19 protein-coding genes are annotated in these 21,380 nt (G+C 65.4%); 10 read left to right on the forward strand and 9 right to left on the reverse strand.

Annotation, left to right across the window (positions count from 1 at the left end):
* Positions 1-613, forward strand: a 613-nt coding sequence (locus CDV49_RS19305; protein WP_290687407.1) for an exodeoxyribonuclease VII large subunit, incomplete at its 5' end; no start/stop codon positions are given.
* A 433-nt stretch (positions 614-1,046) separates the two neighbouring features.
* On the opposite strand, the gene rpmG is transcribed toward CDV49_RS19305, so the two are convergent.
* The 3 genes from rpmG to CDV49_RS19320 all read right to left on the reverse strand — a co-directional run bounded on the left by rpmG (position 1,047) and on the right by CDV49_RS19320 (position 4,034).
* Complete coding sequence (rpmG, locus tag CDV49_RS19310; protein ID WP_011750518.1) at positions 1,047-1,214, reverse strand: 50S ribosomal protein L33; 168 nt, start codon at positions 1,212-1,214, stop codon at positions 1,047-1,049.
* 107 nt (positions 1,215-1,321) lie between these two features.
* Positions 1,322-2,902 carry a DHA2 family efflux MFS transporter permease subunit gene (locus CDV49_RS19315; protein WP_088216930.1) on the reverse strand — a complete coding sequence of 527 codons (1,581 nt, stop codon included), beginning with the start codon at positions 2,900-2,902 and terminating at the stop codon, positions 1,322-1,324.
* Positions 2,903-2,906: 4 nt separating this feature from the next.
* Positions 2,907-4,034, reverse strand: coding sequence for an HlyD family secretion protein (locus CDV49_RS19320; RefSeq protein ID WP_179209278.1), 1,128 nt, complete (start codon positions 4,032-4,034; stop codon positions 2,907-2,909).
* 129 nt (positions 4,035-4,163) lie between these two features.
* Here CDV49_RS19320 and CDV49_RS19325 point away from each other — a divergent pair, with 129 nt between their 5' ends.
* On the forward strand, positions 4,164-4,859 hold the full coding sequence (locus tag CDV49_RS19325; protein WP_088216932.1) for a TetR/AcrR family transcriptional regulator: 696 nt from the start codon (positions 4,164-4,166) through the stop codon (positions 4,857-4,859).
* A gap of 75 nt (positions 4,860-4,934) precedes the next feature.
* Here CDV49_RS19325 and CDV49_RS19330 read toward each other — a convergent pair whose 3' ends face one another.
* The 4 genes from CDV49_RS19330 to CDV49_RS19345 all read right to left on the reverse strand — a co-directional run bounded on the left by CDV49_RS19330 (position 4,935) and on the right by CDV49_RS19345 (position 7,158).
* Positions 4,935-5,294, reverse strand: a complete 360-nt coding sequence (locus tag CDV49_RS19330) for a HesB/IscA family protein (RefSeq protein WP_088216933.1) — start codon at positions 5,292-5,294, stop codon at positions 4,935-4,937.
* Between the two features lie 64 nt (positions 5,295-5,358).
* A complete protein-coding gene (locus CDV49_RS19335) occupies positions 5,359-6,069 on the reverse strand; it encodes a DUF3307 domain-containing protein (RefSeq protein ID WP_088216934.1) in 711 nt (236 codons plus the stop codon).
* Between the two features lie 118 nt (positions 6,070-6,187).
* Positions 6,188-6,802, reverse strand: coding sequence for a hypothetical protein (locus CDV49_RS19340; RefSeq protein WP_088216935.1), 615 nt, complete (start codon positions 6,800-6,802; stop codon positions 6,188-6,190).
* On the reverse strand, positions 6,799-7,158 hold the full coding sequence (locus CDV49_RS19345; RefSeq protein ID WP_035714183.1) for an SUF system Fe-S cluster assembly protein: 360 nt from the start codon (positions 7,156-7,158) through the stop codon (positions 6,799-6,801). Before CDV49_RS19345 ends, CDV49_RS19340 begins: the two co-directional genes overlap by 4 nt.
* A gap of 403 nt (positions 7,159-7,561) precedes the next feature.
* Between CDV49_RS19345 and tgt the strand changes: the two genes are divergently transcribed.
* The gene (gene tgt, locus CDV49_RS19350) at positions 7,562-8,701 is read left to right on the forward strand and encodes a tRNA guanosine(34) transglycosylase Tgt (RefSeq protein WP_088216936.1); all 1,140 of its coding nucleotides are present in this window, start codon (positions 7,562-7,564) and stop codon (positions 8,699-8,701) included.
* A gap of 661 nt (positions 8,702-9,362) precedes the next feature.
* Here tgt and rlmJ read toward each other — a convergent pair.
* A complete protein-coding gene (gene rlmJ, locus CDV49_RS19355; protein ID WP_088216937.1) occupies positions 9,363-10,148 on the reverse strand; it encodes a 23S rRNA (adenine(2030)-N(6))-methyltransferase RlmJ in 786 nt (261 codons plus the stop codon).
* A 246-nt stretch (positions 10,149-10,394) separates the two neighbouring features.
* Between rlmJ and lon the strand changes: the two genes are divergently transcribed.
* From lon to CDV49_RS19375, 4 genes are all read left to right on the forward strand, one after another.
* Positions 10,395-12,803: an endopeptidase La gene (gene lon, locus CDV49_RS19360; protein ID WP_088216938.1), complete on the forward strand. Its 2,409-nt coding sequence runs from the start codon at positions 10,395-10,397 to the stop codon at positions 12,801-12,803.
* Between the two features lie 320 nt (positions 12,804-13,123).
* Entirely contained in the window at positions 13,124-13,816 is a 693-nt protein-coding gene (locus CDV49_RS19365) for a response regulator (protein WP_088216939.1), read from the forward strand.
* Between the two features lie 67 nt (positions 13,817-13,883).
* Complete coding sequence (locus tag CDV49_RS19370; protein WP_179209280.1) at positions 13,884-14,957, forward strand: FIST N-terminal domain-containing protein; 1,074 nt, start codon at positions 13,884-13,886, stop codon at positions 14,955-14,957.
* Positions 14,941-16,287, forward strand: coding sequence for an ATP-binding response regulator (locus tag CDV49_RS19375; protein WP_088216941.1), 1,347 nt, complete (start codon positions 14,941-14,943; stop codon positions 16,285-16,287). Before CDV49_RS19370 ends, CDV49_RS19375 begins: the two co-directional genes overlap by 17 nt.
* 133 nt (positions 16,288-16,420) lie before the next feature.
* On the opposite strand, the gene cbbR is transcribed toward CDV49_RS19375, so the two are convergent.
* Positions 16,421-17,389 carry a LysR family regulator CbbR gene (gene cbbR, locus CDV49_RS19380; protein ID WP_088216942.1) on the reverse strand — a complete coding sequence of 323 codons (969 nt, stop codon included), beginning with the start codon at positions 17,387-17,389 and terminating at the stop codon, positions 16,421-16,423.
* Between the two features lie 90 nt (positions 17,390-17,479).
* Here cbbR and CDV49_RS19385 point away from each other — a divergent pair, with 90 nt between their 5' ends.
* Genes CDV49_RS19385 through tkt form a run of 3 tightly spaced genes read left to right on the forward strand, consistent with a single transcriptional unit; the run spans position 17,480 to position 21,365 of the window.
* Entirely contained in the window at positions 17,480-18,487 is a 1,008-nt protein-coding gene (locus CDV49_RS19385) for a class 1 fructose-bisphosphatase (protein ID WP_088216943.1), read from the forward strand.
* Positions 18,488-18,491: 4 nt separating this feature from the next.
* The gene (locus CDV49_RS19390; RefSeq protein WP_088216944.1) at positions 18,492-19,370 is read left to right on the forward strand and encodes a phosphoribulokinase; all 879 of its coding nucleotides are present in this window, start codon (positions 18,492-18,494) and stop codon (positions 19,368-19,370) included.
* Positions 19,371-19,379: 9 nt separating this feature from the next.
* The gene (gene tkt, locus CDV49_RS19395; RefSeq protein WP_088216945.1) at positions 19,380-21,365 is read left to right on the forward strand and encodes a transketolase; all 1,986 of its coding nucleotides are present in this window, start codon (positions 19,380-19,382) and stop codon (positions 21,363-21,365) included.
* Positions 21,366-21,380 lie beyond the last annotated feature (15 nt).

A 21,380-nucleotide genomic window follows, 5' to 3' on the forward strand; every position in this document is an offset into this window, starting at 1 on the left:
GCTGGACCTGTGGAGCCACCGGCTTCCCGCGGCGCTCCGCGCGCTGGCGGCCCGGCGCCGGGCGGGGTTCGAGCGCGCAGGCGTCCGGCTGCAACCGGCGCTGCTGTCGCGATTCCTCATCCATGAGCGGCGGATGGCGGAGGACAGGGCGGCGCGCCTGCCCGGCCTGCTGGGACAGGGGCTGACGCGGCGGCGGGAAAACCTCGGGCGGCTGTCGCTGGCGCTGGAGGCCGGGTTTCGCCGCAGCCTTGCCGACAATGCCCGTGCGACCGCGCGGGGGCGGGAGCGGTTGGCGGTGCTGTCCACCCGGCTCGACACGGGGGTGGCCCAACGGCTGGAGGGGGTGAAGATCCGGCTGGAGGCGCTTGAACGGCTCCGCCAGACGCTCGGCTACCGGGAGACGCTCCGTCGCGGCTATGTCGTCGTCCGCGCCGAGGGGCAGGTTGTCACCTCGCGCATGGCGGCGGAACCAGCCCCGGCGCTGGAGCTGGAATTCCACGATGGGACGCTCATCGTCGGTCCTGCGCTGCCGGCCAGCCCGAAACGGCGCAAGAAGGCCCCGCCTGCTGCCGGCGGGCCGGAGGGGGAGGATGGTCAGGGCACGCTGCTCTGACCGGAAAGGATTGCGCGCCAGACCCCCGAACGCCGGTTGGCTCGTCCGGAATCGGCAAAGGCGGAGCCATTGATCGTCGTGGGCCGTTGCAGAGGCGCGGGACTGGGCGAAACCGTGAGGGGTGCGCCGCCGCAGGGGCGATCCCCTTCCGCGCGACGAAAGCCGGCAGTGCGGCGCGGAGCCGACCGATGGGGGACCTTGATTCCCGCGGGAACAACGCCGTCATGCTCCGTTATACACATCGGCGTTCCCACGGGTCTGGGGCAAGTCTGACGCCGCTGAAGGAAGGATGCGCGTGCCCTGCTGCATCATCTCCTCCTGCCCTCCCGTGGAGAAGGGCCGGGGCGGGTATGGCGACAGATTTTTCGGAGAGGCAAAAACGAAAAAACCGCGCCTCACGGCACGGTTTTTGCGTCTTCCGAAGGAGGCAGGATTACTTGATCTTGCCTTCTTTGTATTCCACGTGCTTGCGCACGACCGGGTCGTACTTGTTGACCGTCATCTTTTCGGTCATCGTGCGGGCGTTCTTCTTGGTGACATAGAAATGCCCGGTGCCCGCCGTCGAGTTCAGACGGATCTTGATCGTCGTCGGCTTCGCCATTGGTGTTCTCCTGCAGTCGGACGCTGCGCGCGTCCGCGAAATTCTTTGAAGCCTGCCTTTTACGCATGGATCGACCGGAGTCAACCGCTTTCGATGCCTTTTCGCCGCTAGTGGCCGCCCGCCGCTCCGGCAGCCCCTTGCGGACGCTGGACCAGCGGCACGAGCAGCAGGGTCACGCTGAACATGACCGCCAGCACAAGGAAGATATCGGCGAAGGCCATCACGGTTGCCTGCTGGCGCGCCATGCCCGCGACCCGTGCCAGGGCGGCCCCGTCGGCGGCCGGGCCGAGGGTGCTGGAAAGACCCGCCGCGATATTGGCCAGCCGCTCCTCCGCCGCGACGCTGCCCCAGCGGACCTGCTCCGCCAGCCGTTGGTAGTGCAGGTCGGTGCGGCTTTGAAGCACGGTGTTGATCGTCGCAAGCCCCACGGCGCCGCCGAGGTTCCGGGTGAGGTTGAACAGCCCGGAGGCGTTCTTCACCCGATCCGGCGGCAGCGTGCCGAGCGCGATGGTGTTGATGGGAATCATGCAGAGCATGAGCGCGACGCCCCTGAACGCCTGCGGCCAGAACAACTCGCCGAACGCCCAGTCCGCGGTAAGCGGTGTCACCATGTAGGTCGAGGCCGCGAAACCCGCGAGGCCGAGCCCGATGAGCTTGCGCGGATCCACCCGTCGCACCAGATTGCCGACGACGGGCGCGGTGCAGAACATGGCCGCCCCGGTGACGAAGACCGTCTCCCCGATCTGGAGGGAGGTGTAACCGCGGATCCGCGCGAGATAGAGCGGATAGAGATAGGTCAGCCCGTAAAGCCCGATCCCCAGAACGAATGTCAGGAGCGATCCGACAGCAAAGTTCCTGTCGCGATAGGTGGAAAGGTCCACGATCGGCGTCCGCGCGGTGAAGGTCCGCCAGAAGAAGGCGACCGCTCCGCCCACGGCCAGCGCGGTCATCAGCACGATGGTCTCGTCTGCGAACCAGTCGTTCGTCTGCCCTTCCTCCAGCACATATTGCAGCGAGCCGAGGAACAGCGTCATCGTGGCGAGGCCGAGGAAATCGAACCGCCGGAGCAGGGCGTAATCCGGCTCGTCGAAGTCCACGAGGAACCAGGCCAGCAGCGTCGCCGCGATCCCCGGCGGCACGTTGATCAGGAACAGCCAGTGCCAGGAGAGAAGCTCTGTCAGGTAGCCGCCGATGGTCGGCCCGATGGTCGGGGCGAGCGTGACCGTCAGTCCGACCACCGCCATGACCGGTCCCTGAAGGCGCTTGGGAAAGATGATGTAGGAGGCCGCGAACGCCGTGGGGATCATGCCGCCGCCGATGAAGCCCTGAAGCGCCCGATAGATGATCATCTGATTCAGGCTTGTGGCAGAGGCGCAGAGCGCAGAGGCCAGCGTGAATCCCGCAGCCGAAAGGGTGAACAGAACCCGCGTGGACAGCGCCCGCGACAGAAAGCCGGACAGCGGGATCATCACCACTTCGGCGATGAGATAGCTCGTCTGCACCCAGGACACTTCGTTCGGGGCGGCGGACAGACCCGCCTGGATCTGGCTGAGGGAGGAGGAGACGATCTGGATATCCATGATCGCCATGAACATCCCGAAAACCAGCGCGGCAAAGGCGATGAAGCGGCGCGGCGTGACCACCGGCTCCGGGCGGGAGGCGGGGGCTGCGAGAGCTGTGTCGGCCATGGCCTCAGTCCTGACGGGGGGGCGTCGTGCGTGTATCCGCCGTCACGACCACCGACATGCCGGGGCGCAGCCATCCGGCCTCCGCCACATCGTCGGGCACGTGGATGCGGACGGGCAGACGCTGGACCACCTTGGTGAAGTTGCCCGTGGCGTTTTCCGGGGGAAGCAGGCTGAACACCGCGCCGGAGGCGGGAGAAATGCCCATCACCGTCGCGTCGAAGCTGCGGTCCGGATAGGCGTCCACCTCCACCCGGACATGGGTGCCGGGCAGAAGCTTTTCGATCTGCGTTTCCTTGAAGTTGGCCTCGATATAGCTGTCCCGGAGCGGCACGACGGCCATCAGCCGCTTGCCGGGCGTGACGTAATCGCCGATGGCGACCGACAGGTTGCCCACCACACCATCGACCGGCGCCCGTAGCACCGTCTCGTCGAGCACCCGCGCGGCCTGATCGCGCTGGGCGGTAAGGCCGGGAACCATCGCCTCGGCCTCCGCCTTCTGGGCGGAAACCACGCGGGCATTGGCCTCTGCCGCGGTGATGCCTGCGCGGGCTTCCGCCAGAGAAGCCTCCGCCGTCGCCGCAGTGGCCCGCGCCGATTCGAGGCGCTGGGCGCTGGCCGCATCGGTCTGGGCGAGGCGGATGTAGCGGGTGAGATCCGCCGCCGCCTGCACGGAGACGGCCTCTGCCGCCGTCACCTGCGCCTCGGCCTGGGTGATGCTCGTTGCGGCGGCGGCCTCCTGGCTTTCGATTCGCTGGATGGAGGCCCGCTGAACGGCAAGCTGCGCCTCTGCCTGGGCCAAGGCATCACGCGCGTCGCCATCCTCCAGCGTCACGAGCGGATCGCCCGCATGGACCGCTTGGTTGGCGACGGCGGGAACGGTGGCGACATAGCCCGCCGTCTTGGGGGCGAGGATGGCGAAATCGACGCGGACATAGGCGTCGTCGGTGGACACCTCGAACCGCCCGGTCGTCCAGTAGTGCCAGCCGAAGGCCAGCAGCGCGATGAACGCGACAACCCCGAGACCGATCAGGATGAACCGCTTGCGGCCGGGCGGGGCCTTCTGATTGGCAGGCGGGGCGGTGTCGGTCCGCGCGGGAGCGGTGTCGGAAGACTGAAGCGAATCTCGGGGCATGGGGAGGCTCGTTGACAGCGAGGGCCGGGAGGGCCGGCGGGTGCGGCGAATTGACCGAACCGTTCGGTCAGGCATTGACATACTCCTCTTCCCGGCTAAAGCAAGGGCTGATGACGCGGAGTTGCAGTAATGAATGCCAGCCCGATCTCCGATGCGACCACAGCCAGCATGAGCACGGCCAGCATGAGGGAAGAAACCTTGCCCGGGGCCTGCGCCAAGCGGGAGCAGATCCTGGAGGGCGCGCGCCGCCGCTTCCTTGCCGTCGGGTTCGAGGCGGCCAGCATGGAGACCATCGCGCGGGAGGCGGGCGTGTCCAAGGGCACGCTCTATGTCTATTTTCCGAACAAGGAAGCGCTCTTCATCGCGTTGGTTGAGGAAAGCAAGCGGCAGACGGCGGAGCATCTCACCGCGCTCGACCCGGCCGGCGCCCCGGAAGAGGTGCTCACACGCTATGCCGTCGATCTGATCACCCGCCTGCTGGAACCCGAACATATCGCCCTTGTCCGCATGGTCGTGGGCGTGGCGGATCGGATACCGGCCCCCGCGCAGAGCTTTTTCGAGGCGGGTCCGGTGGCCGGCGCGCGTCGCATCGCTGCCTATTTCGCGCAGCTTGTCGCGGCGGGGCGGCTCGACATGCCGGATGTGGAGGCGGCAGCCTGGCAGTTCCTGAGCCTATGCACCCACCCCGTCATGGTGCGGACGCTGATGGCGGCGGACAGGGAACCGACGGCGGAGGTCATCACCGCCCATGCACGGCGATCCGCGGCGATGATCTTTGCCGCATATCCGTTGGGTCACGCGGAGAGGGCCGCTCAGGCAGGCTGAAAGGCGTGGCAGCGCCGGCGATCAAGGAGCCGCGCGGAAAGGCAGGGTGCGGACCGCGCGGAAAGGCAGGCTGTCTCAGCCTGCGGGCATGTCCTTGAACTTGATGGACTCGCCGCAGCCGCAGGCTTCGGCGACGTTCGGATTGTTGAACTGGAACCCGCTCTCCAGCAGCGAGGTGGCGTAGTCGATCTCCGTGCCGAACAGGAACATCTGTGCCATGGGGGCAATCAATACGCGCGCCCCGTCCTGCTCCACGATTTCATCCATGGGATTGACCTCGGTCACATAGTCCATGGTGTATTCCATGCCCGCGCAGCCGCCCTTCTTGACGCCGATCCGCAGCCCTTTCGCGCCATCTCGCTCCATCAGCCGGGCGATCTGCCGGACGGCTGCCGGGGTCAGGGTGACGGCCTGTTTGCCGGGAATGCTGAACATGGGAAACCTCGCGCTTTGACCTTGCAATGTAAGGCCGCGGGCACTCCTGCTCAAGACCGTCCGGTCAGGACGTGAGGACAGACAGCAACGCGCGGACCGCGAAGGCTGTCAGAATGGCCCAGGCAAAGCTCGCGAGTGTTCCGATGAGCACATATTCGGAGGCGGCGCGGTCCTCCCGTATCGCGCCGAAGCGCAGGATGGATTTGGCGGCGAGCAGGAACCCCACCGCCTCGAACTGTCCCACCAGAATGAATGTGAAGGCCAGCCCGCGTTCCAGCAGGCCGATCATCCGTCCGGCGCCCGGCAGCCCCTCCTCCGGCAGCGGGTTCCGGGGCGCAACGGAGGTGACGATGAGACCTGTCGCGAAGTCGCCGCCCCGGATGGCAAAGATCGCACCGCCAAGAATGAGCATCAGCGGAGGCAGTTCCGTTGCGGGAAAAGGCAGTCCGGCCCAGAAACCGCCCTGCCAAAGGCCGGGCTGGCCCAGGCTCGCCGCGACGAGGATCAGCAGGTGGGCCGCCTGATCGGCCAGAAAGGCTCCGGGCCCACGCGGCAGCCGAAGCTTTGCCGCGTCGATGGCGAGATGGCTTGCTGCGATGACATAGGGCGCGGGCGTGTCCACCCGGCCGAGGGTCAGAAACATCATCAGGAGGACTATTCCCGTGTGCAGCAACAGCACGGGCGTATGGGCCTTGCGATCTACCATGCGCCGGGTCTGAAAGACAAAATCGGCAAGGACATGGGCAAGGAACAGAGCGGCGAAGGTCTCGATCATCAGGAGTATCGCTCTGCTGCGGCCTTTACGGGAAGCTAGCCACGCCGGTTATCGGGGATCAAGGCGGGAATGCGATCCATATTTGGGCGTTTTCATAAAAAACACCCTTATTTGGGTGTCATTCCTCGTCATCCAGCTCCAGCGCGGCCTCAATCGCCCAAAGCCGGGCTGCATCCGCCTGACGCTGCACGATCTGCGGGGCAATGCCCAGCGCATCCGCCACGGCGGCGCGGGTCCGGCCCGGATGCGACAACAGATGAAGGGCGATTTCCGCCTGCCGCGCTGTCCAGCCTGCAACTATGCCGTCCGAAAGCGCGAGCGGGATGGCCAGCCGCCCCTCCGCCGCCATCCGGCGCTTGGCGGGCAGCCGGTCCAGCAGTCGGCCCGAGGCGAGAAACGCGGCTCCGGCGGCATCCTCCAACCCGTGGGTGCCAAGCCGGTCCACCGCGCCGATGGCGAGGGCAAGACGGGTGTCGCGGCCCTTGGCCACCGCCCGCACCGCGGCGCGTGCGACCAGTGCTGCGCGAAAGGCGAGCCGTGGCGCGGCCACCATCTGCCAGCCGTCGCCGCGAAAGCGGGTCAGCCGTGGCGCGACATCCTGAAGGGCGGCCAGCGCATCAGCGGCCCCGCCAAGCGCGCGGAACAGGTCATCCAGATCTTCGGTGGAAAGCGCGGAGGAGGCGACGATATCGCCCGTCAGAACGGCAAGACGGCCCGGAAGCCCGTCGCTCACATGAAGCCCAGTTCGAGCCGCGCCTCATCCGACATCATGTTCATACCCCAGGGCGGATCCCAGGTAAGCTGCACGTTCACCGTCTTGATGCCGTCCACCGGCTCCACCGCCTCTGCGACCCAGCCGGGCATGTCGGCAGCCACAGGGCAACCGGGCGCGGTCAGCGTCATGAGGATGGTGACGTCGTTCTCATCCGTGATGTCGATCGTGTAGACGAGGCCAAGATCGTAGATGTTGACCGGGATCTCCGGGTCATAGACCGTGCGGCAGGCCGCGACCACGCTGTCGTACAGCGGATGGTCGGTGGTGGAGGGTTGAACGAGGGGGCTGCCCTCCAGGGGGAGTGCTTCGGTCATCGCGTCTCTCGTCTGCAACGGGCGGGCGGTCTTGGCCTGATATAGGCAAGCGCGCGGGCAGGGTCCAGACCGGCGCGGACCAACGGGGGGAAATCTCCGGGGCAGGGGGAATAATATGCGGATTTTTGGCGCATTGACCGATCGCCTGTGGCTGAGCAGCCCCTTGCCGGCCCGCCCAGGCGAGGTGGCGGCTCATGCCTGCCCGCGGTTGCGGCGAGGCTTGCGGTTGCTGGCCTGACCGGAACGCCCCGGCGTCGCATCGCCCGCGTGGGCCAAAGGGCTTGGGCTTCCGCGCCGGATCGCCTATGTCACCGCCCGACAGTGGAGCCCGACAGCGGAGCCCGACGCTAGACCCCAGTGGCGGCGCCCGATGGTGAAAACGGCACCGAAAGCGGAGAAGGCGATGAGCGAGACATTCGGGTTCACGGTGGCGGCGACGGACGGCAAGGCGCGGACCGGCGTGATCTCCACCCCGCGGGGCGAAATCCGCACACCTGCCTTCATGCCTGTCGGCACCGCAGCGACGGTGAAGGCCATGATGCCCGAGAGCGTTGCCGCCACGGGCGCGGATATCCTGCTCGGCAACACCTATCACCTGATGCTGCGGCCCACGGCGGAGCGGATCGACCGGCTGGGCGGGCTGCACCGCTTCATGAACTGGGACAAGCCGATCCTGACCGACTCGGGCGGTTTTCAGGTGATGAGCCTTACCGCGCTGCGGAAGCTCAACGAGGACGGGGTGCGGTTCAAGTCGCATATCGACGGCTCGGAGCACTGGCTGACGCCGGAGCGGTCGATGGAGATCCAGCGTCTGCTCGGCTCCGACATCGTGATGTGCTTCGACGAATGTCCCGCGCTGCCCGCGACGGAGGCGGAGGTGGCGAAATCCATGCGTCTCTCCATGCGCTGGGCACAACGCTCGCGCGATGCTTTCGGCGACAGGCCGGGACACGCGCTGTTCGGGATCATGCAGGGCGGTGTCACGCAGGAATTGCGCGAGGAGTCCGCCGGGGCGCTGAAAGCCATCGGCTTTGACGGCTATGCCATTGGCGGCCTCGCGGTGGGTGAGGGTCAGGAGGCGATGTTCGGCGTGCTGGACTATGCGCCCGGGACGCTCCCGGAGGACAAGCCCCGCTATCTGATGGGCGTGGGCAAACCGGACGACATCGTGGGCGCGGTGGTGCGTGGCGTGGACATGATGGATTGCGTTCTGCCCTCCCGCTCGGGGCGGACCGGGCAGGCGTGGACGCGGCGCGGTCAGGTCAACATCAAGAACGCCCGCCATCAGGACGACCCCCGCCCGCTGGACGAGGACTGCACCTGCCCGGCCTGCCGGAACTATTCGCGGGCCTATCTCCACCACGTGTTCCGCGCGCAGGAGATCATCTCCTCCATGCTGCTGACGTGGCACAACCTGCATTACTATCAGGAGCTGATGGCAGGGCTACGCGCGGCGATCTCCGAGGGACGGCTGTCGGATTTCGTGGCCGCGTTCGAGGCGCAGCGGGCCGAGGGCGATATCGAGCCGCTCACCCTGACCTGAGGGCGGAAAGCCCGGGGCATCGAACCCCGGTCTTTCCGGCTGCCGCGGAACGGCGGGAGATGTCGCGACGGGATCAAGGGGAGGTTGAAGATGGTCCCGCCGCCTTCGTCCGGTCATTTGCCCGGGGGCAGCGGCATGCCTGTGAAATACGCGGGGAAATATGTGGGATCGTGAAGCACCGAAGTGCTTCGACGGACAAAACTCCAGTTTCATGCGGATGCCGGTCTGGTGAGCATCGACCCAAAACGGGTCAAGACAAACGGTGCAGTCTACAATAATTCCCCGTCGGCCACCACATGTGCGCGGGGATGGCCTGCCACGCTTCGTGCTCCTCCCCACGCCCGCAGAGAGGACGCATGTGTCCGGGTTTGACGCAAAACCCCGACCGCCCTGTGCGCACGATTAGAATTCATGAGTTTTTACATCTTCATCAATACTGAAACCCCCGCCTGACGCGCGGGTAGGACCCTATCTGCTGACCCGCCCCGGCGATGTGTTGACCCACAGCCCGTGCGCGCGGGTAGGACGCCTGTATATCCGGGACAGGCAGACCGGGTCAGCGCTTGCTCACTTGGCAGGTGGTTTTTCGCACCTTCGGGACGGCGATTCTGAGGAAGCCCGGCGCCGTGTCATGACTGCAGGTGCAACTGCCGGTGGCGGGTCACTTCAGCGAGCGGAACAGGCCGGTGAGGCGCCGCGCCTCATCCCCGAGGCCCCACGGAGCGTTGAGGATGAACATGCCGCTCCCGATCATCCGATGACCCTCCCGCGCGGGAGGGAAGCGGACCTCATGGCGGAGCGCATCTGGGTGAGCGTGGGCCAGATCGGCCAGCATTCCGCGATGCGGCTCACCCGACAGCACGGGATACCAGAGCGCCACCACACCCACATTCCATTTCCGCGCGATTGACCCGACGAAGCGGGGGAGGGCGGCATAGTCCTCCTTCACCTCATAGCTCGGGTCGATGAGCAGCATGCCCCGGCGCGGTTCGGGCGGCGTGCGGGAGAGCGCCATCTCCAACCCGTCCTCATGGAGCACCGTGGCGCGGAAGGGGGCCATCGTCTCCTCCAGCGCGGCGAATTCCTGGGGATGCAGTTCCGCGAGCGTCATCACGTCATACCGGCGCAGCGACAGGGCGGCGATCAGCGGCGAACCGGGATAGCTCGCGGGCCCGAACCGCTCCCGCACCTCTGCCAGACGCCGGGCATAGGGGTGGTCGGGCGCGAACCAGCCCAGCCGCTCCGCCACGGCGATCCCCTGCGCGGCTTCGCCCGTCTTGACGGCCTCCGCCCCGTCCAGCCGGTAGAGGCCGCGGCCCGAATGCGTCTCCATGTAGGTGAGCGGCTTTTCCTTGCGGGCGAGGTAGTCGAGCATGACGGCGAGAAGCGCATGCTTATGCACATCGGCCATGTTCCCGGCATGATAGCCGTGCTGGTAGGACAGCATCGCGGTTCTCCTTTTCCCCCCGCTAGCGCGATGGGCGGCGAAGAGCAATCACCCGCATCGGCGAACCCGTGCCACCCCGCCTTGCAACCCTGCCGCCATACCGTCATTGTGGCGGGGAAGGCTGCTGCGCGGCAGGTTGAAAGCCGCGCTTCCGCCCCCCAAATATAGCCTCCGAAGAGCGGGGAAGGCCAAGGGTTGCCGAATGAGCGGGACCGGTGCCTTCCTGCCAGGAAAGGAAGAAAGAGCATGAGCGAACACCCGACCAACAGCTACCCCGTGCTGCCGCTCCGCGATATTGTGGTTTTCCCCCACATGATCGTGCCGCTGTTCGTGGGTCGCGAGAAATCGGTCAGGGCGCTCGAAGAGGTCATGCAGGACGACAAGCAGATCCTGCTTTCCTCCCAGATCGACCCGTCCGAGGACGAGCCTTCCCCCGAGGGGATCTACAAGACCGGCGTCCTCGCCAACGTGCTGCAACTGCTCAAGCTGCCGGACGGCACCGTGAAGGTGCTGGTCGAGGGCAAGGCGCGTGTCAACATCACCGACTTCGTCTCCAACCCGAATTTCTTCGAGGCGCGGGCGGAGTTGCTCGACGAGACCCCCGGCGAGAAATCGACGGTGCAGGCGCTGCTGCGTTCCGTGGGGGACGAGTTCGACCGCTACGCCAAGATCAAGAAGAACATCCCCGAGGAGGCGCTTGCCGCCGTTTCCGACACCAAGGAACCGGCGCGGCTGGCCGATCTGGTCGCGGGGCATCTTGGCGTTGACGTGGCGCAGAAGCAGGACCTGCTGGAAACGCTCGATATCGGCGAGCGGCTGGAGAAGGTCTATGGGCTGATGCAGGGGGAAATGTCCGTCCTGCAGGTCGAGAAGAAGATCAAGTCCCGCGTCAAGAGCCAGATGGAGCGGACGCAGCGCGAGTACTATCTGAATGAGCAGATGAAGGCCATTCAGAAGGAACTCGGCGACGGCGAGGAAGGCCAGAACGAGGTTGCCGAACTGGAGGAGCGGATCAAGCAGACCCAGTTCTCCAAAGAAGCCCGCGAAAAGGCCGAGACCGAGCTGAAGAAGCTGAAGTCCATGTCGCCCATGTCGGCGGAGGCCACGGTCGTCAGGAACTATCTCGACTGGATGCTGTCGATCCCGTGGGGCGTGAAGTCGCGCACCAAGAAGGATCTCGGCAAGGCCGAGGAAGTGCTGGATGCCGATCACTACGGTCTGGAGAAGGTCAAGGAGCGGATCGTCGAATATCTGGCGGTGCAATCCCGGAGCCAGAAGCTGAAAGGCCCGATCCTCTGCCTCGTCGGCCCTCCGGGCGTCGGCAAGACCTCGCTCGGCCGCAGTGTCGCGAAGGCGACGGGGCGTGAGTTCATCCGCATCTCGCTCGGCGGTGTCCGGGACGAGTCGGAGATTCGCGGCCATCGCCGGACCTACATCGGCTCCATGCCCGGCAAGATCATCCAGGCGCTGAAGAAGGCGAAGACCACGAACCCGCTCATCCTGCTCGACGAGATCGACAAGATGGGTCAGGACTTCCGCGGCGATCCGGCTTCCGCGATGCTGGAGGTGCTGGACCCGGAACAGAACTCGACCTTTGTCGATCACTACCTCGAAGTGGAATACGATCTCTCCAACGTGATGTTCATCACGACGGCGAACTCGTACAACATGCCGGGGCCGCTTCTCGACCGGATGGAGATCATCTCCGTCGCGGGTTACACCGAGGATGAGAAGCGCGAGATCGCGAAGCAGCACCTGATCCCGAAACAGGTCAAGAACCACGGCCTGAAGAAGGGCGAGTTCAGGATCACCGACGAGGGGCTGATGGATGTCATCCGCTACTACACGCGGGAAGCCGGCGTCCGTAACCTTGAGCGGGAGATCGCGAAACTGGCCCGGAAGGCCGTGACGGAGATCCTGAAGGGCAAGCTCAAGAGCGTGGAAGTCACCCCCGAGAAGCTCGAGGACTACCTCGGCGTCCGGCGCTTCCGCTACGGTCTGGCCGAGAAGGAAGATCAGGTCGGCGTGGTCACCGGGCTTGCCTGGACCTCCGTCGGAGGCGACCTTCTGCACATCGAGGCGCTGAAACTGCCCGGCAAGGGGCGGATGAAAACCACCGGGAAACTGGGCGATGTGATGAAGGAATCGATCGAGGCGGCGGCGTCCTACGTGCGCTCCATCTCTCCGCAGGTCGGAGTGAAGCCGCCGAAGTTCGATGCCATCGACATCCACGTGCACGTCCCGGATGGCGCGACGCCGAAGGACGGGCCGTCGGCGGGTCTGGCGATGGTGACGTCCATCGTGTCGGTCCTGACCGGTATCCCGGTGCGCAAGGATATCGCCATGACCGGTGAGGTGTCGCTCCGCGGCAATGCCATGCCGATCGGCGGGCTGAAGGAGAAACTGCTCGCGGCCTTGCGCGGCGGTATCAAGACGGTCTTGATCCCGGAGGAAAACGCCAAGGATCTGGCGGACATCCCGGACAACGTGAAGCAGGGGCTGGAGATCATCCCGGTGTCCCACGTGCGGGAAGTTCTGAAGATGGCCCTCACCCGCCAGCCGGAGCCCATCGAATGGGATGAGGCTGCGGAGGAGGCGGCAGCCCTCGCTGCCCGGCAGGAACGTGTCGCGGCCTCCGGCGCGACGGCACACTGATCATCTTGAAATCCTGAAAAGGGCGCCTCTGGCGCCCTTTTTCATTGGCCTCATTCTAAAGTATGGTTTGTCGGCAATACGCATCTTTGGCTGCTGCTTTTCCGCAGTTGTGAGCGACATCTATCATCTTGTAGTGAAACATATTTCTGCGAAAGTATCACTTTGATGGGCAATGCTCGGGCCGCAAGTCTTTCAGGTGCCCGGAAAATGCGTCCATAAGTTGCCATTAAGAAAAAGTCTTAGACTCCGGTGGTATCGGCAGTATTCTGTCTCAGGTTCCGGGCGCCTTTGGGGAGAGGCGACCGGAAAGGGAGGAAGTCATGAACGAACGTCCTGTTTTGGACGCCGGCAGCGATGTCGCGCGCGGCGCGAATAGCAACTCTGTCCGGGATGTCCTGATCGTCGACGATCATCCTTTGATGTGCGATGCTCTTGCGATAACCCTTCGCCATGCGTTTCGGCTGACCAGCGTGCGGCAGGCGGCAACCTTGGCAGAGGCTCGCGCGGCCATCCGTGATCATGCGCCGGATGCAGTGGTGCTGGACCTTACCCTGCCGGATGTGTCGGGTGTGGATGGCGTGCTGACGCTCCGGCAACTGGCTCCCGGTGCGCCCGTGACGGTGATTTCGGCGCATCTGGAAAGCTGTAGCATTGCCGCGGCGCTTGGCGCGGGGGCATGCGGCTATCTGTCCAAATCTCTGCCGCGGGCCCAGATGATCGCCGCGCTTGAACGCATGTGGGCGGGGGAGACGGTCGTACCGGAGTGTTATGACCCGGAAGGCAGTTCGGAGGCCGAGGAACTGGCCCGGACCTTTGCCACGCTGACGCCGCAGCAGATGAACATCCTGCGGCTCATCTGTCAGGGCCGGCCCAACAAGATCATTTCCTACGAATTGTCGATCGCGGAAGCGACGGTAAAGACTCATATCGCCGCGATCATGGAGAAAATCCGGGTGCGAAACAGGACGCAGGCGGCCCTTCTTGCCTCACGCGCGAAGATTTTCGATCACTGACGGGCCGATCATGTCTTTAGCGGCAGAAGGGTCGCCGTTCGCCATTTCTGGTGACGTGGAGAGTTGCGTGGCCCGGCTGGTCGAGGAGGGGCGAGAGCTGGCGCTGGTGCTGGCTTTTGCTGCCGATCGGGATGATGTCCGCCTGCTGTCCGACCGTATCGGTGTGGCGGTTCCCGGAACGACCGTTGTCGCCTGCTCCTCCGCCGGCGGGTTCGCTTACGGCGGGCCGCGGGATGACGGGGTGGTGCTGGTGGTCTTTCCCGCCACCGGCTTTCAGGCGGGCGCCATCTGGCTGTCGGAACTTGCCCGTCACGCGACATTGGACTGGATGGGAGCTTTGCGGGAGCTTTCCGCCGCGATCCCGGAGGAGCAGGGCCGCTCGCGCTTTGGTCTGCTGCTGGTCGATGGGCTGAGCGGGCGTGAAGAACTGGTTGCGGCGGTGGTGGACTCCACCCTGCCGGGCCTTCTGGTGCTCGGGGGCTCCACGGCGGACGGGCTGCGCTTCACGGAGACAGCGCTCGCCCTCAATGGGGAAGCCCGGAGCGGAAGCGCGGTTTTCTGCCTGCTGTCCACGCCTTCGGAGGTGGAGGAAGTGGTCTTTGACCACTTCACACCGGACGGCGTACCCATGGTGGTGACCGATGCGCTGCCGGAGGAGCGTCTCCTGCTGACCATCAACGGCGAACCCGCGGCGGAGGAATATGCCGTGCGGACCGGTTACCGCGTGGAGGAGCTGGGGCCTGCGGTCTTTGCCCGTCACCCGCTGATGGTGCGGATCGGCGGCAGAAACTTCGTTCGCGCCATTCGGAGCATGACGCCGGAAGGCGGGCTGAAGCTGATGTCGCTGCTGGAGACGGGAACGGTGCTGATGCTCGGGCATGCCGTCAGCCCCATGGAGGGGTTGGAAGACAGGCTTTCCCGCCTGTCGCTGCCGGTGGACATGGTGCTGGGCTTCGACTGCATCCTGCGACGAATTGCTCTCGACTCATCAGAACTTTTTGATGCGGACCGCATCTTCCGCACCTTTCGCGTGGCCGGTTTCAACACTTATGGTGAGCAGCACGGCGGTATCCACGTGAACCAGACTTTCGTGGGTCTTGCCTTCCTGGGCGGGGGAGGGCCCGATGTTTCGGGAAAGTGACGGTCCCCAGAGGCGGATCGACAAGCTGGAGCAGATCAATGCCGCGCTGATGCAGCGTCTGCAGCGGATGGAGGAGACACGTGGTTCCTCCTACGCCCTGACGCGCACGGCCGCCATGCTGGAGCGAGAAGTCCTGGCCCGGAACCGCGAACTGGAGCGCGCCCTGTCCGAATTGTCGGAGGCGAATGCCGAGCTGGCCCGCGCGCGGGAGGCTGCGGATCAGGCCAGTCGCGCGAAGTCACGCTTCCTGCGCGCCGCCAGCCATGACCTCCTGCAACCGCTGAGCGCGGCGAAGCTGTTCCTCACGCATCTCGCGGAGACCTCCAGGGAGCCATTGCAGGCCGAACTGGTGGAGCGCATCACCGCCAGCTTCGATTCCGCCGAAGAGCTGATCCGTACGCTTCTGGATATTGCCAAGCTGGATTCGGCCCGTTCCGAGGTGTCCATTTCCCCGGTGTCGATCGGTCGGTTGTTCCAGCGTATAGGCATCGACCTGCAACCCCTCGCGACCGGGCGGCAGGTGTCGTTGCGGTTCGTGCCCACCGCGCAGACGGTGTTGAGCGATCCCGTCCTGCTGCGGTCCATCGCGCAGAACCTTGTCTCCAACGCGCTGAAATACACCACGGGGGACAAGGTTCTTGTCGGTGCGCGCCGGGATGGCGATGGTATCTGGCTGGAGGTTCTGGATCAGGGGCCGGGCATTGCACCTGCCGATCAGAGCCGGATTTTCAATGAGTTCGAGCGCCTCTCCCGATCTGATCAACCGGGTTCGGGGCTGGGGCTTTCCATTGTGCAGCGCGCCTGTCAGCGGCTTGGCCATCCGCTCGAACTCATCAGCGCTCCGGGCAAGGGCTCGCGCTTCCGGGTGCGCCTCCCGCGACTGGGGGAGATGTGTCTTCTGCCGCCGCAGCGGGTCGGCGCGGTTGAGGATCCGGGTGCGCTTCTGGACTTCCTCGCAGGGCACCGCATCCTGATCGTGGAGAATGATCCGAGCGTTCGGAGCGCCTTCGCCTTTCTCCTCCGCTCGTGGGGCGTGGAGGTCACCACGGCCGCCGGACTGGAAGGCGCGCTCGCCACTCTTGCGCAGGGCGCGCCGGACGCGATCCTGAGCGATTACCGGCTCGACAATGGCGAGACGGGCTGCGACGTGATCGCAGCGCTTCGCGACAGGGTGGACAAGCCGCTGCCCGCGCTCATGGTCAGCGCAGAGCAACTGGAGTTCATCTCCGAAGCGGCCAGCCAGATCGGCGCGGAAGTCCTTGCCAAACCGTTGGCGGAGATGGACCTTCGCCGGAGTCTCGCGCGACTGCTCGGCGGTCCGGTCGCCTAGATCGCTGCGCCCCTGACAAAGTGCCGGCGGAGCGCAAGGGTCGCACCCGAGGGGGAGCAGGCCATGGTCGCCTGACCGCTGCGACTTATTGCCAGAAATCACCCGACCCGATGATATGACCTGCCGTTCGCGGTCAGGGCTTGCCGGCGGGCCTATCCGCTCCGCTTGCAAGCGAGAGGTCGTTTGCCGGAAGGAAGCTGCCCTTGAGATCGAGCACTTCCGTGCGGATGCGATTCGCCGCCGGTGTCAGCGGGACATGCGCGGGATAGACCAGAAACCACCGTCTGAGGATCGGCAGCCCCGGTGCATGAAGAAGCGCGAGCCGCCCGTGTGACAGCTCATCCATGACGGTGTGCAGCGACAGAAAGGCGATACCCAGCCCCGCCATGACCGCCTGCTTGATGGTTTCGTTTGATCCCATCTGGACAAGGTCGAACACCTGGCCTTCCGCTTCGGTATCCAGATAGCGCGTCATCAGGATCCGCGTACCGGACCCTTCCTCACGGGTGATCATCGTTTCGTTCAGCAGATGCTCGATCGTGACCTGCCGTCCGGCAAGCGGGTGATCCGGGGGCACGACGATCCCGTGCGGATGCGGGCCGATCATCGTGGCCGAAACCTCCGGGTGGCGGGGCGGTCGGCCCATGATGGCCAGGTCCACGGCATGGCGCTCCAGATCGGCCACAACACCGCTGCGGTTCGATTCGCGCAGAACCACCTCCACATCCGGGCAGATCGCCCGCAGCCGCGCGACAAGGCGGGGGGCGAAGTATTTCGCAGTTGAAACAACGCCAAGCGTGACCCGCCCGGCGTGGCCGCTTTTCAGAGCGGTGATCTGTGCGGCGCATTGCGTCAGCGCCACCTCGATCCGGCGGCCTGCCTCAAGAACCAGCGCGGCCTCCGGCGTCGGCTCGGAGCCACCCCCGTTATCGGCGCGCCGCAGCAGAGGCACGGCCAGCGCGGCTTCAAGGTTCCTTATCTGTGCATGCACCGCAGACGGCGTGAGTCCCAGTCGCTCCCCCGCTGCGGTGAGGGAGCCGTTGGATGCCACTGCAGCAAGGATTCGGAGTTGGCGAAGGGTGACGGCGTCGACGCGGGGCATTTCATTTTTCCTGAAAAGGCATTCGTCATTTTAAAATTTCCATGAAAGCAAACTTCGCGCAAGTTCCTTTCATCAGAAGGGAGACAGGCCATGCAGGACGCAACGCCCATACTGCCGAAGTCCCATATCCCGGTCGCGCTTCAGGACGTGGTTCAGAGAATTGCCACCGTCGCCGCAGCGCTTCAGACGCGCATCGCGCGGGACGGTCTGGATGAGGTGCTGGACGAGATGCGCGGCCAGAATGCGGGCGGCGACGGACAGAAGGCGCTCGACGTGATCGCGGATGACGCGTTCCGGGAAGCGCTGATCGGAAGTGCCGTTCGCTTCTTCGCCTCGGAGGAGCGGGACGAAGCCGAGGAGCTCAACTCCGAGGGCGCCTATGCGCTGGCAATCGATCCGCTGGACGGGTCTTCCAACATCGGCGTCAACGTTTCCATCGGCACCATCTTTGCCATCTACCCGGCGGGGGCGACGGCAGAGGAGAGCTTCCTGCGCCGGGGCCGTGATCTCGTCGCGGCGGGCTATGTCATCTACGGGCCGCAATGCTGCCTCGTGGCGACGATGGGCGAGGGGGTGCAGAAATACCTGCTCGATCCCGAGAGCGGCCGGTTCCGGCTCGTTCGCGCCAGCATGGAAATGGCGCCCAAATCCTGGGAATTCGCCATCAACGCTTCCAACTACCGTCACTGGTCGCGCCCGATCCGCGCTTACATCGACGATTGCGTCGCCGGAACGGAGGGGCCGCGGACGCGGGATTTCAACATGCGCTGGGTCGCCTCTCTGGTGGCGGAGACGCACCGGATCCTCTCCCGCGGCGGGGTGTTTCTCTATCCGGGGGATTCCCGCAAGGGGTATGAGCGCGGGCGGCTCCGCTACCTTTACGAATGCGCGCCGATCGCCTTCATCGTGGAGCAGGCGGGCGGTGCCGCGACCGACGGGATCGACCTGATCCTCGATCATGCGCCGCGCAGCATCCATGAGCGTACGCCTTTCGTGTTCGGCTGTGCGCAGAACGTCGCGCGCGTGTCCTCCTACCATGACCTGCCCGACAACGAGACATCGGCGCTTTTCGGCAGCCGCGGACTTTTCAGGAGCTGATGAGATGAGCCTGCGTCACCCCATCATATCGGTCACCGGCTCTTCCGGCGCGGGGACCAGCACGGTCAAACACACGTTCGACCAGATATTCCGCCGCGAGGGGATAAAGGCGGTCTCCATCGAGGGCGATGCCTTCCACCGCTATGACCGCGCCGAGATGAAGAGCGAACTCGCCCGTCGCACGGCGGAGGGGGACTACACCTTCTCGCATTTCTCCTACGAGGCCAATGAGCTGGTCGAGCTGGAACGGGTTTTCCGCGAGTATGGAGAGACGGGCAAGGGGCGCACGCGGCACTATGTCCATGATGACAAGGAGGCCGAGCGCTTTCAGGCGCCGCCCGGCACCTTCACCGACTGGTCGCCGTTCGAGGATGGCTCGGACCTTCTGTTCTACGAAGGCCTGCATGGCGCCGTCTCCAACAACGAGGTCAACATCGCCCGTTTCTCCGACCTGAAGGTCGGCGTCGTTCCGGTCATCAACCTTGAGTGGATCCAGAAAATCCATCGCGACCGGGCGCATCGGGGCTATTCGACGGAAGCGGTCACCGACGTGATCCTGCGGCGCATGCATGCCTATGTGCACTGCATCTGCCCGCAGTTCACCGAAACCGACATCAACTTCCAGCGCGTCCCGGTCGTGGATACGTCAAACCCGTTTGTCGCGCGCTGGATCCCGACGGTGGACGAGAGCCTCGTCGTGATCCGGTTCAAGAACCCGCACGGGATCGACTTCCCCTACCTCACCTCCATGATCAACGGATCGTGGATGAGCCGAGCGAATTCCATCGTGGTGCCGGGTCCGAAACTCGATCTCGCCATGCAGCTCATCCTGACGCCGCTCATCGAGCGCCTGGTCACCAACGCCAAGCGCCACAGCCACTGAGAGGACGCCATGAACACGCAAGCTCCCATTGCCGCGCGCGCCGATGAACGGCTGATGGCCAATGCGATCCGCGCCCTGACCATGGATGCGGTGCAGGCGGCGAACTCCGGGCATCCCGGAATGCCGATGGGCATGGCCGACGTTGCGGCCGTGCTGTTCAACCGCTTCATCAGGATCGACCCTGCCGATCCGAGCTGGCCCGACCGCGACCGCTTCGTTCTGTCCGCGGGTCACGGCTCCATGCTGCTCTACGCGCTGCACCATCTGATCGGCTATTCCGACATGGGCATGGATCAGATCCGCGCTTTCCGGCAGATCGGTGCGCGGACGGCGGGTCACCCCGAATACGGCCATGCCCAGGGGATCGAGGTCACCACCGGCCCGCTGGGGCAGGGTATCGCCACCTCCGTCGGCATGGCGCTGGCGGAGCGGATGGCTGCCGCCCGTTTTCCCGATCTGGTCGATCACTACACCTATGTGATGGCGGGCGACGGCTGCCTGATGGAGGGCGTGAGCCAGGAGGCCATAGACCTCGCAGGCCATCTGAAGCTTTCCCGCCTGATCGTGTTCTGGGATGACAACCGCATCACCATCGACGGATCCACCGCGATCTCCACTTCCACCGATCAGAAGGCGCGCTTCCGGGCGTCCGGCTGGAAGGTCCTGACGGTCGAGGGTCATACCCATGCCGAGATCGCCGATGCGATCGAGGAGGCGCGTGGTTCCGACCAGCCCGTGCTGATCGCCTGTCGCACGGTGATCGGCTATGGCGCTCCGAACAAGCAGGGCAGCCATGACGTGCATGGCGCGCCGCTCGGGATGGAGGAGATCGGCGCCGCCCGCGCGCATCTGGGCTGGAGCTGGGGCGCGTTCGACATTCCCGCGGAAGTCTATGCCTCCTTCCGTGCCATCGCGGAACGCGGGGCGAGTGCCCGGCAGGACTGGCAGGCGCGGCTCGCCGCCTCCTCCGACCGCGGCGCTTTCCTGACCGATCTGGCGACCGATCCGGCCCCGCTGGCCGCGCCGATGGCCGCGTTCAAGGAGCAGCTCGTCGCCGAGCGCCCCAAGGTGGCCACGCGCAAGGCGTCCGAAATGGCGCTTGGCGTGGTGAACGAGGCGCTGCCCTTCACCATCGGCGGCTCGGCCGACCTGACCGGCTCCAACCTGACCAAGACGAAACAGCTCGTTCCCGTGACGCCCGGTGAGTTCGGCGGACGCTACATCCACTACGGCATCCGTGAGCACGGCATGGCGGCGGCGATGAACGGCATCCAGTTGCATGGCGGGTTCCGTCCCTATGGCGGCACGTTCCTCGCCTTTGCCGACTATGCCAGGCCCGCGATCCGGCTGGCGGCGCTGATGGGCGTGCCGACAACCTTCGTCATGACGCATGATTCCATCGGTCTGGGCGAGGACGGGCCGACGCACCAGCCGGTCGAGCATCTCGCCTCGCTCCGCGCGATCCCCAATCTCACCGTTCTGCGCCCTGCCGATGCGGTGGAGACGGCGGAGTCCTGGGAGATCGCCATGGCGGCGCGGACGGGCCCGGTGATGCTGGTGCTCTCGCGCCAGAACCTGCCGACCGTCCGGACCGATGCCACGATGAACATGACCGCGCGCGGAGGCTATGTCCTTCGCTGGGCGGAACGGCGGCACGTCACGCTGATCGCCACAGGCTCCGAGGTGGAGATCGCGCTTGCCGCCGCGGATGCGCTTGCGGCCGAAGAAATAGAGGCCGCGGTGGTGTCGCTGCCGTCCTTCGAACTCTTTGCCGCACAGCCGGAGACCTACCGGCGCGAGGTTCTGGGCGACGCGCCCCGTATCGGCATCGAGGCCGCAATCCGCATGGGCTGGGACGCGGTGCTCCGCCCGACCGACCGGTTCGTGGGCATGACCGGTTTCGGCGCTTCCGGCCCCGCGCCCGAACTCTACCGACACTTCGGCATCACGGCTTCCGCCGTGGCGATTGCCGCAAAAGAGATGAGGACAGCATGACGACGACGGTAGCGA

Source organism: Haematobacter genomosp. 1 (assembly GCF_002196855.1).
In the GTDB taxonomy this organism is placed as follows: Bacteria; Pseudomonadota; Alphaproteobacteria; order Rhodobacterales; family Rhodobacteraceae; genus Haematobacter.

What these genes read in the sequence shown, in the direction of transcription:
- rpmG (WP_011750518.1), bottom strand. Translation starts at nt 1,214, where the DNA reads ATGGCGAAGCCGACGACGATCAAGATCCGTCTGAACTCGACGGCGGGC.
- CDV49_RS19315 (WP_088216930.1), bottom strand. Translation starts at nt 2,902, where the DNA reads ATGGCCGACACAGCTCTCGCAGCCCCCGCCTCCCGCCCGGAGCCGGTG.
- CDV49_RS19320 (WP_179209278.1), bottom strand. Translation starts at nt 4,034, where the DNA reads ATGCCCCGAGATTCGCTTCAGTCTTCCGACACCGCTCCCGCGCGGACC.
- CDV49_RS19325 (WP_088216932.1), top strand. Translation starts at nt 4,164, where the DNA reads ATGAATGCCAGCCCGATCTCCGATGCGACCACAGCCAGCATGAGCACG.
- CDV49_RS19330 (WP_088216933.1), bottom strand. Translation starts at nt 5,294, where the DNA reads ATGTTCAGCATTCCCGGCAAACAGGCCGTCACCCTGACCCCGGCAGCC.
- CDV49_RS19335 (WP_088216934.1), bottom strand. Translation starts at nt 6,069, where the DNA reads ATGATCGAGACCTTCGCCGCTCTGTTCCTTGCCCATGTCCTTGCCGAT.
- CDV49_RS19345 (WP_035714183.1), bottom strand. Translation starts at nt 7,158, where the DNA reads ATGACCGAAGCACTCCCCCTGGAGGGCAGCCCCCTCGTTCAACCCTCC.
- tgt (WP_088216936.1), top strand. Translation starts at nt 7,562, where the DNA reads ATGAGCGAGACATTCGGGTTCACGGTGGCGGCGACGGACGGCAAGGCG.
- rlmJ (WP_088216937.1), bottom strand. Translation starts at nt 10,148, where the DNA reads ATGCTGTCCTACCAGCACGGCTATCATGCCGGGAACATGGCCGATGTG.
- lon (WP_088216938.1), top strand. Translation starts at nt 10,395, where the DNA reads ATGAGCGAACACCCGACCAACAGCTACCCCGTGCTGCCGCTCCGCGAT.
- CDV49_RS19365 (WP_088216939.1), top strand. Translation starts at nt 13,124, where the DNA reads ATGAACGAACGTCCTGTTTTGGACGCCGGCAGCGATGTCGCGCGCGGC.
- CDV49_RS19375 (WP_088216941.1), top strand. Translation starts at nt 14,941, where the DNA reads ATGTTTCGGGAAAGTGACGGTCCCCAGAGGCGGATCGACAAGCTGGAG.
- cbbR (WP_088216942.1), bottom strand. Translation starts at nt 17,389, where the DNA reads ATGCCCCGCGTCGACGCCGTCACCCTTCGCCAACTCCGAATCCTTGCT.
- CDV49_RS19385 (WP_088216943.1), top strand. Translation starts at nt 17,480, where the DNA reads ATGCAGGACGCAACGCCCATACTGCCGAAGTCCCATATCCCGGTCGCG.
- CDV49_RS19390 (WP_088216944.1), top strand. Translation starts at nt 18,492, where the DNA reads ATGAGCCTGCGTCACCCCATCATATCGGTCACCGGCTCTTCCGGCGCG.
- tkt (WP_088216945.1), top strand. Translation starts at nt 19,380, where the DNA reads ATGAACACGCAAGCTCCCATTGCCGCGCGCGCCGATGAACGGCTGATG.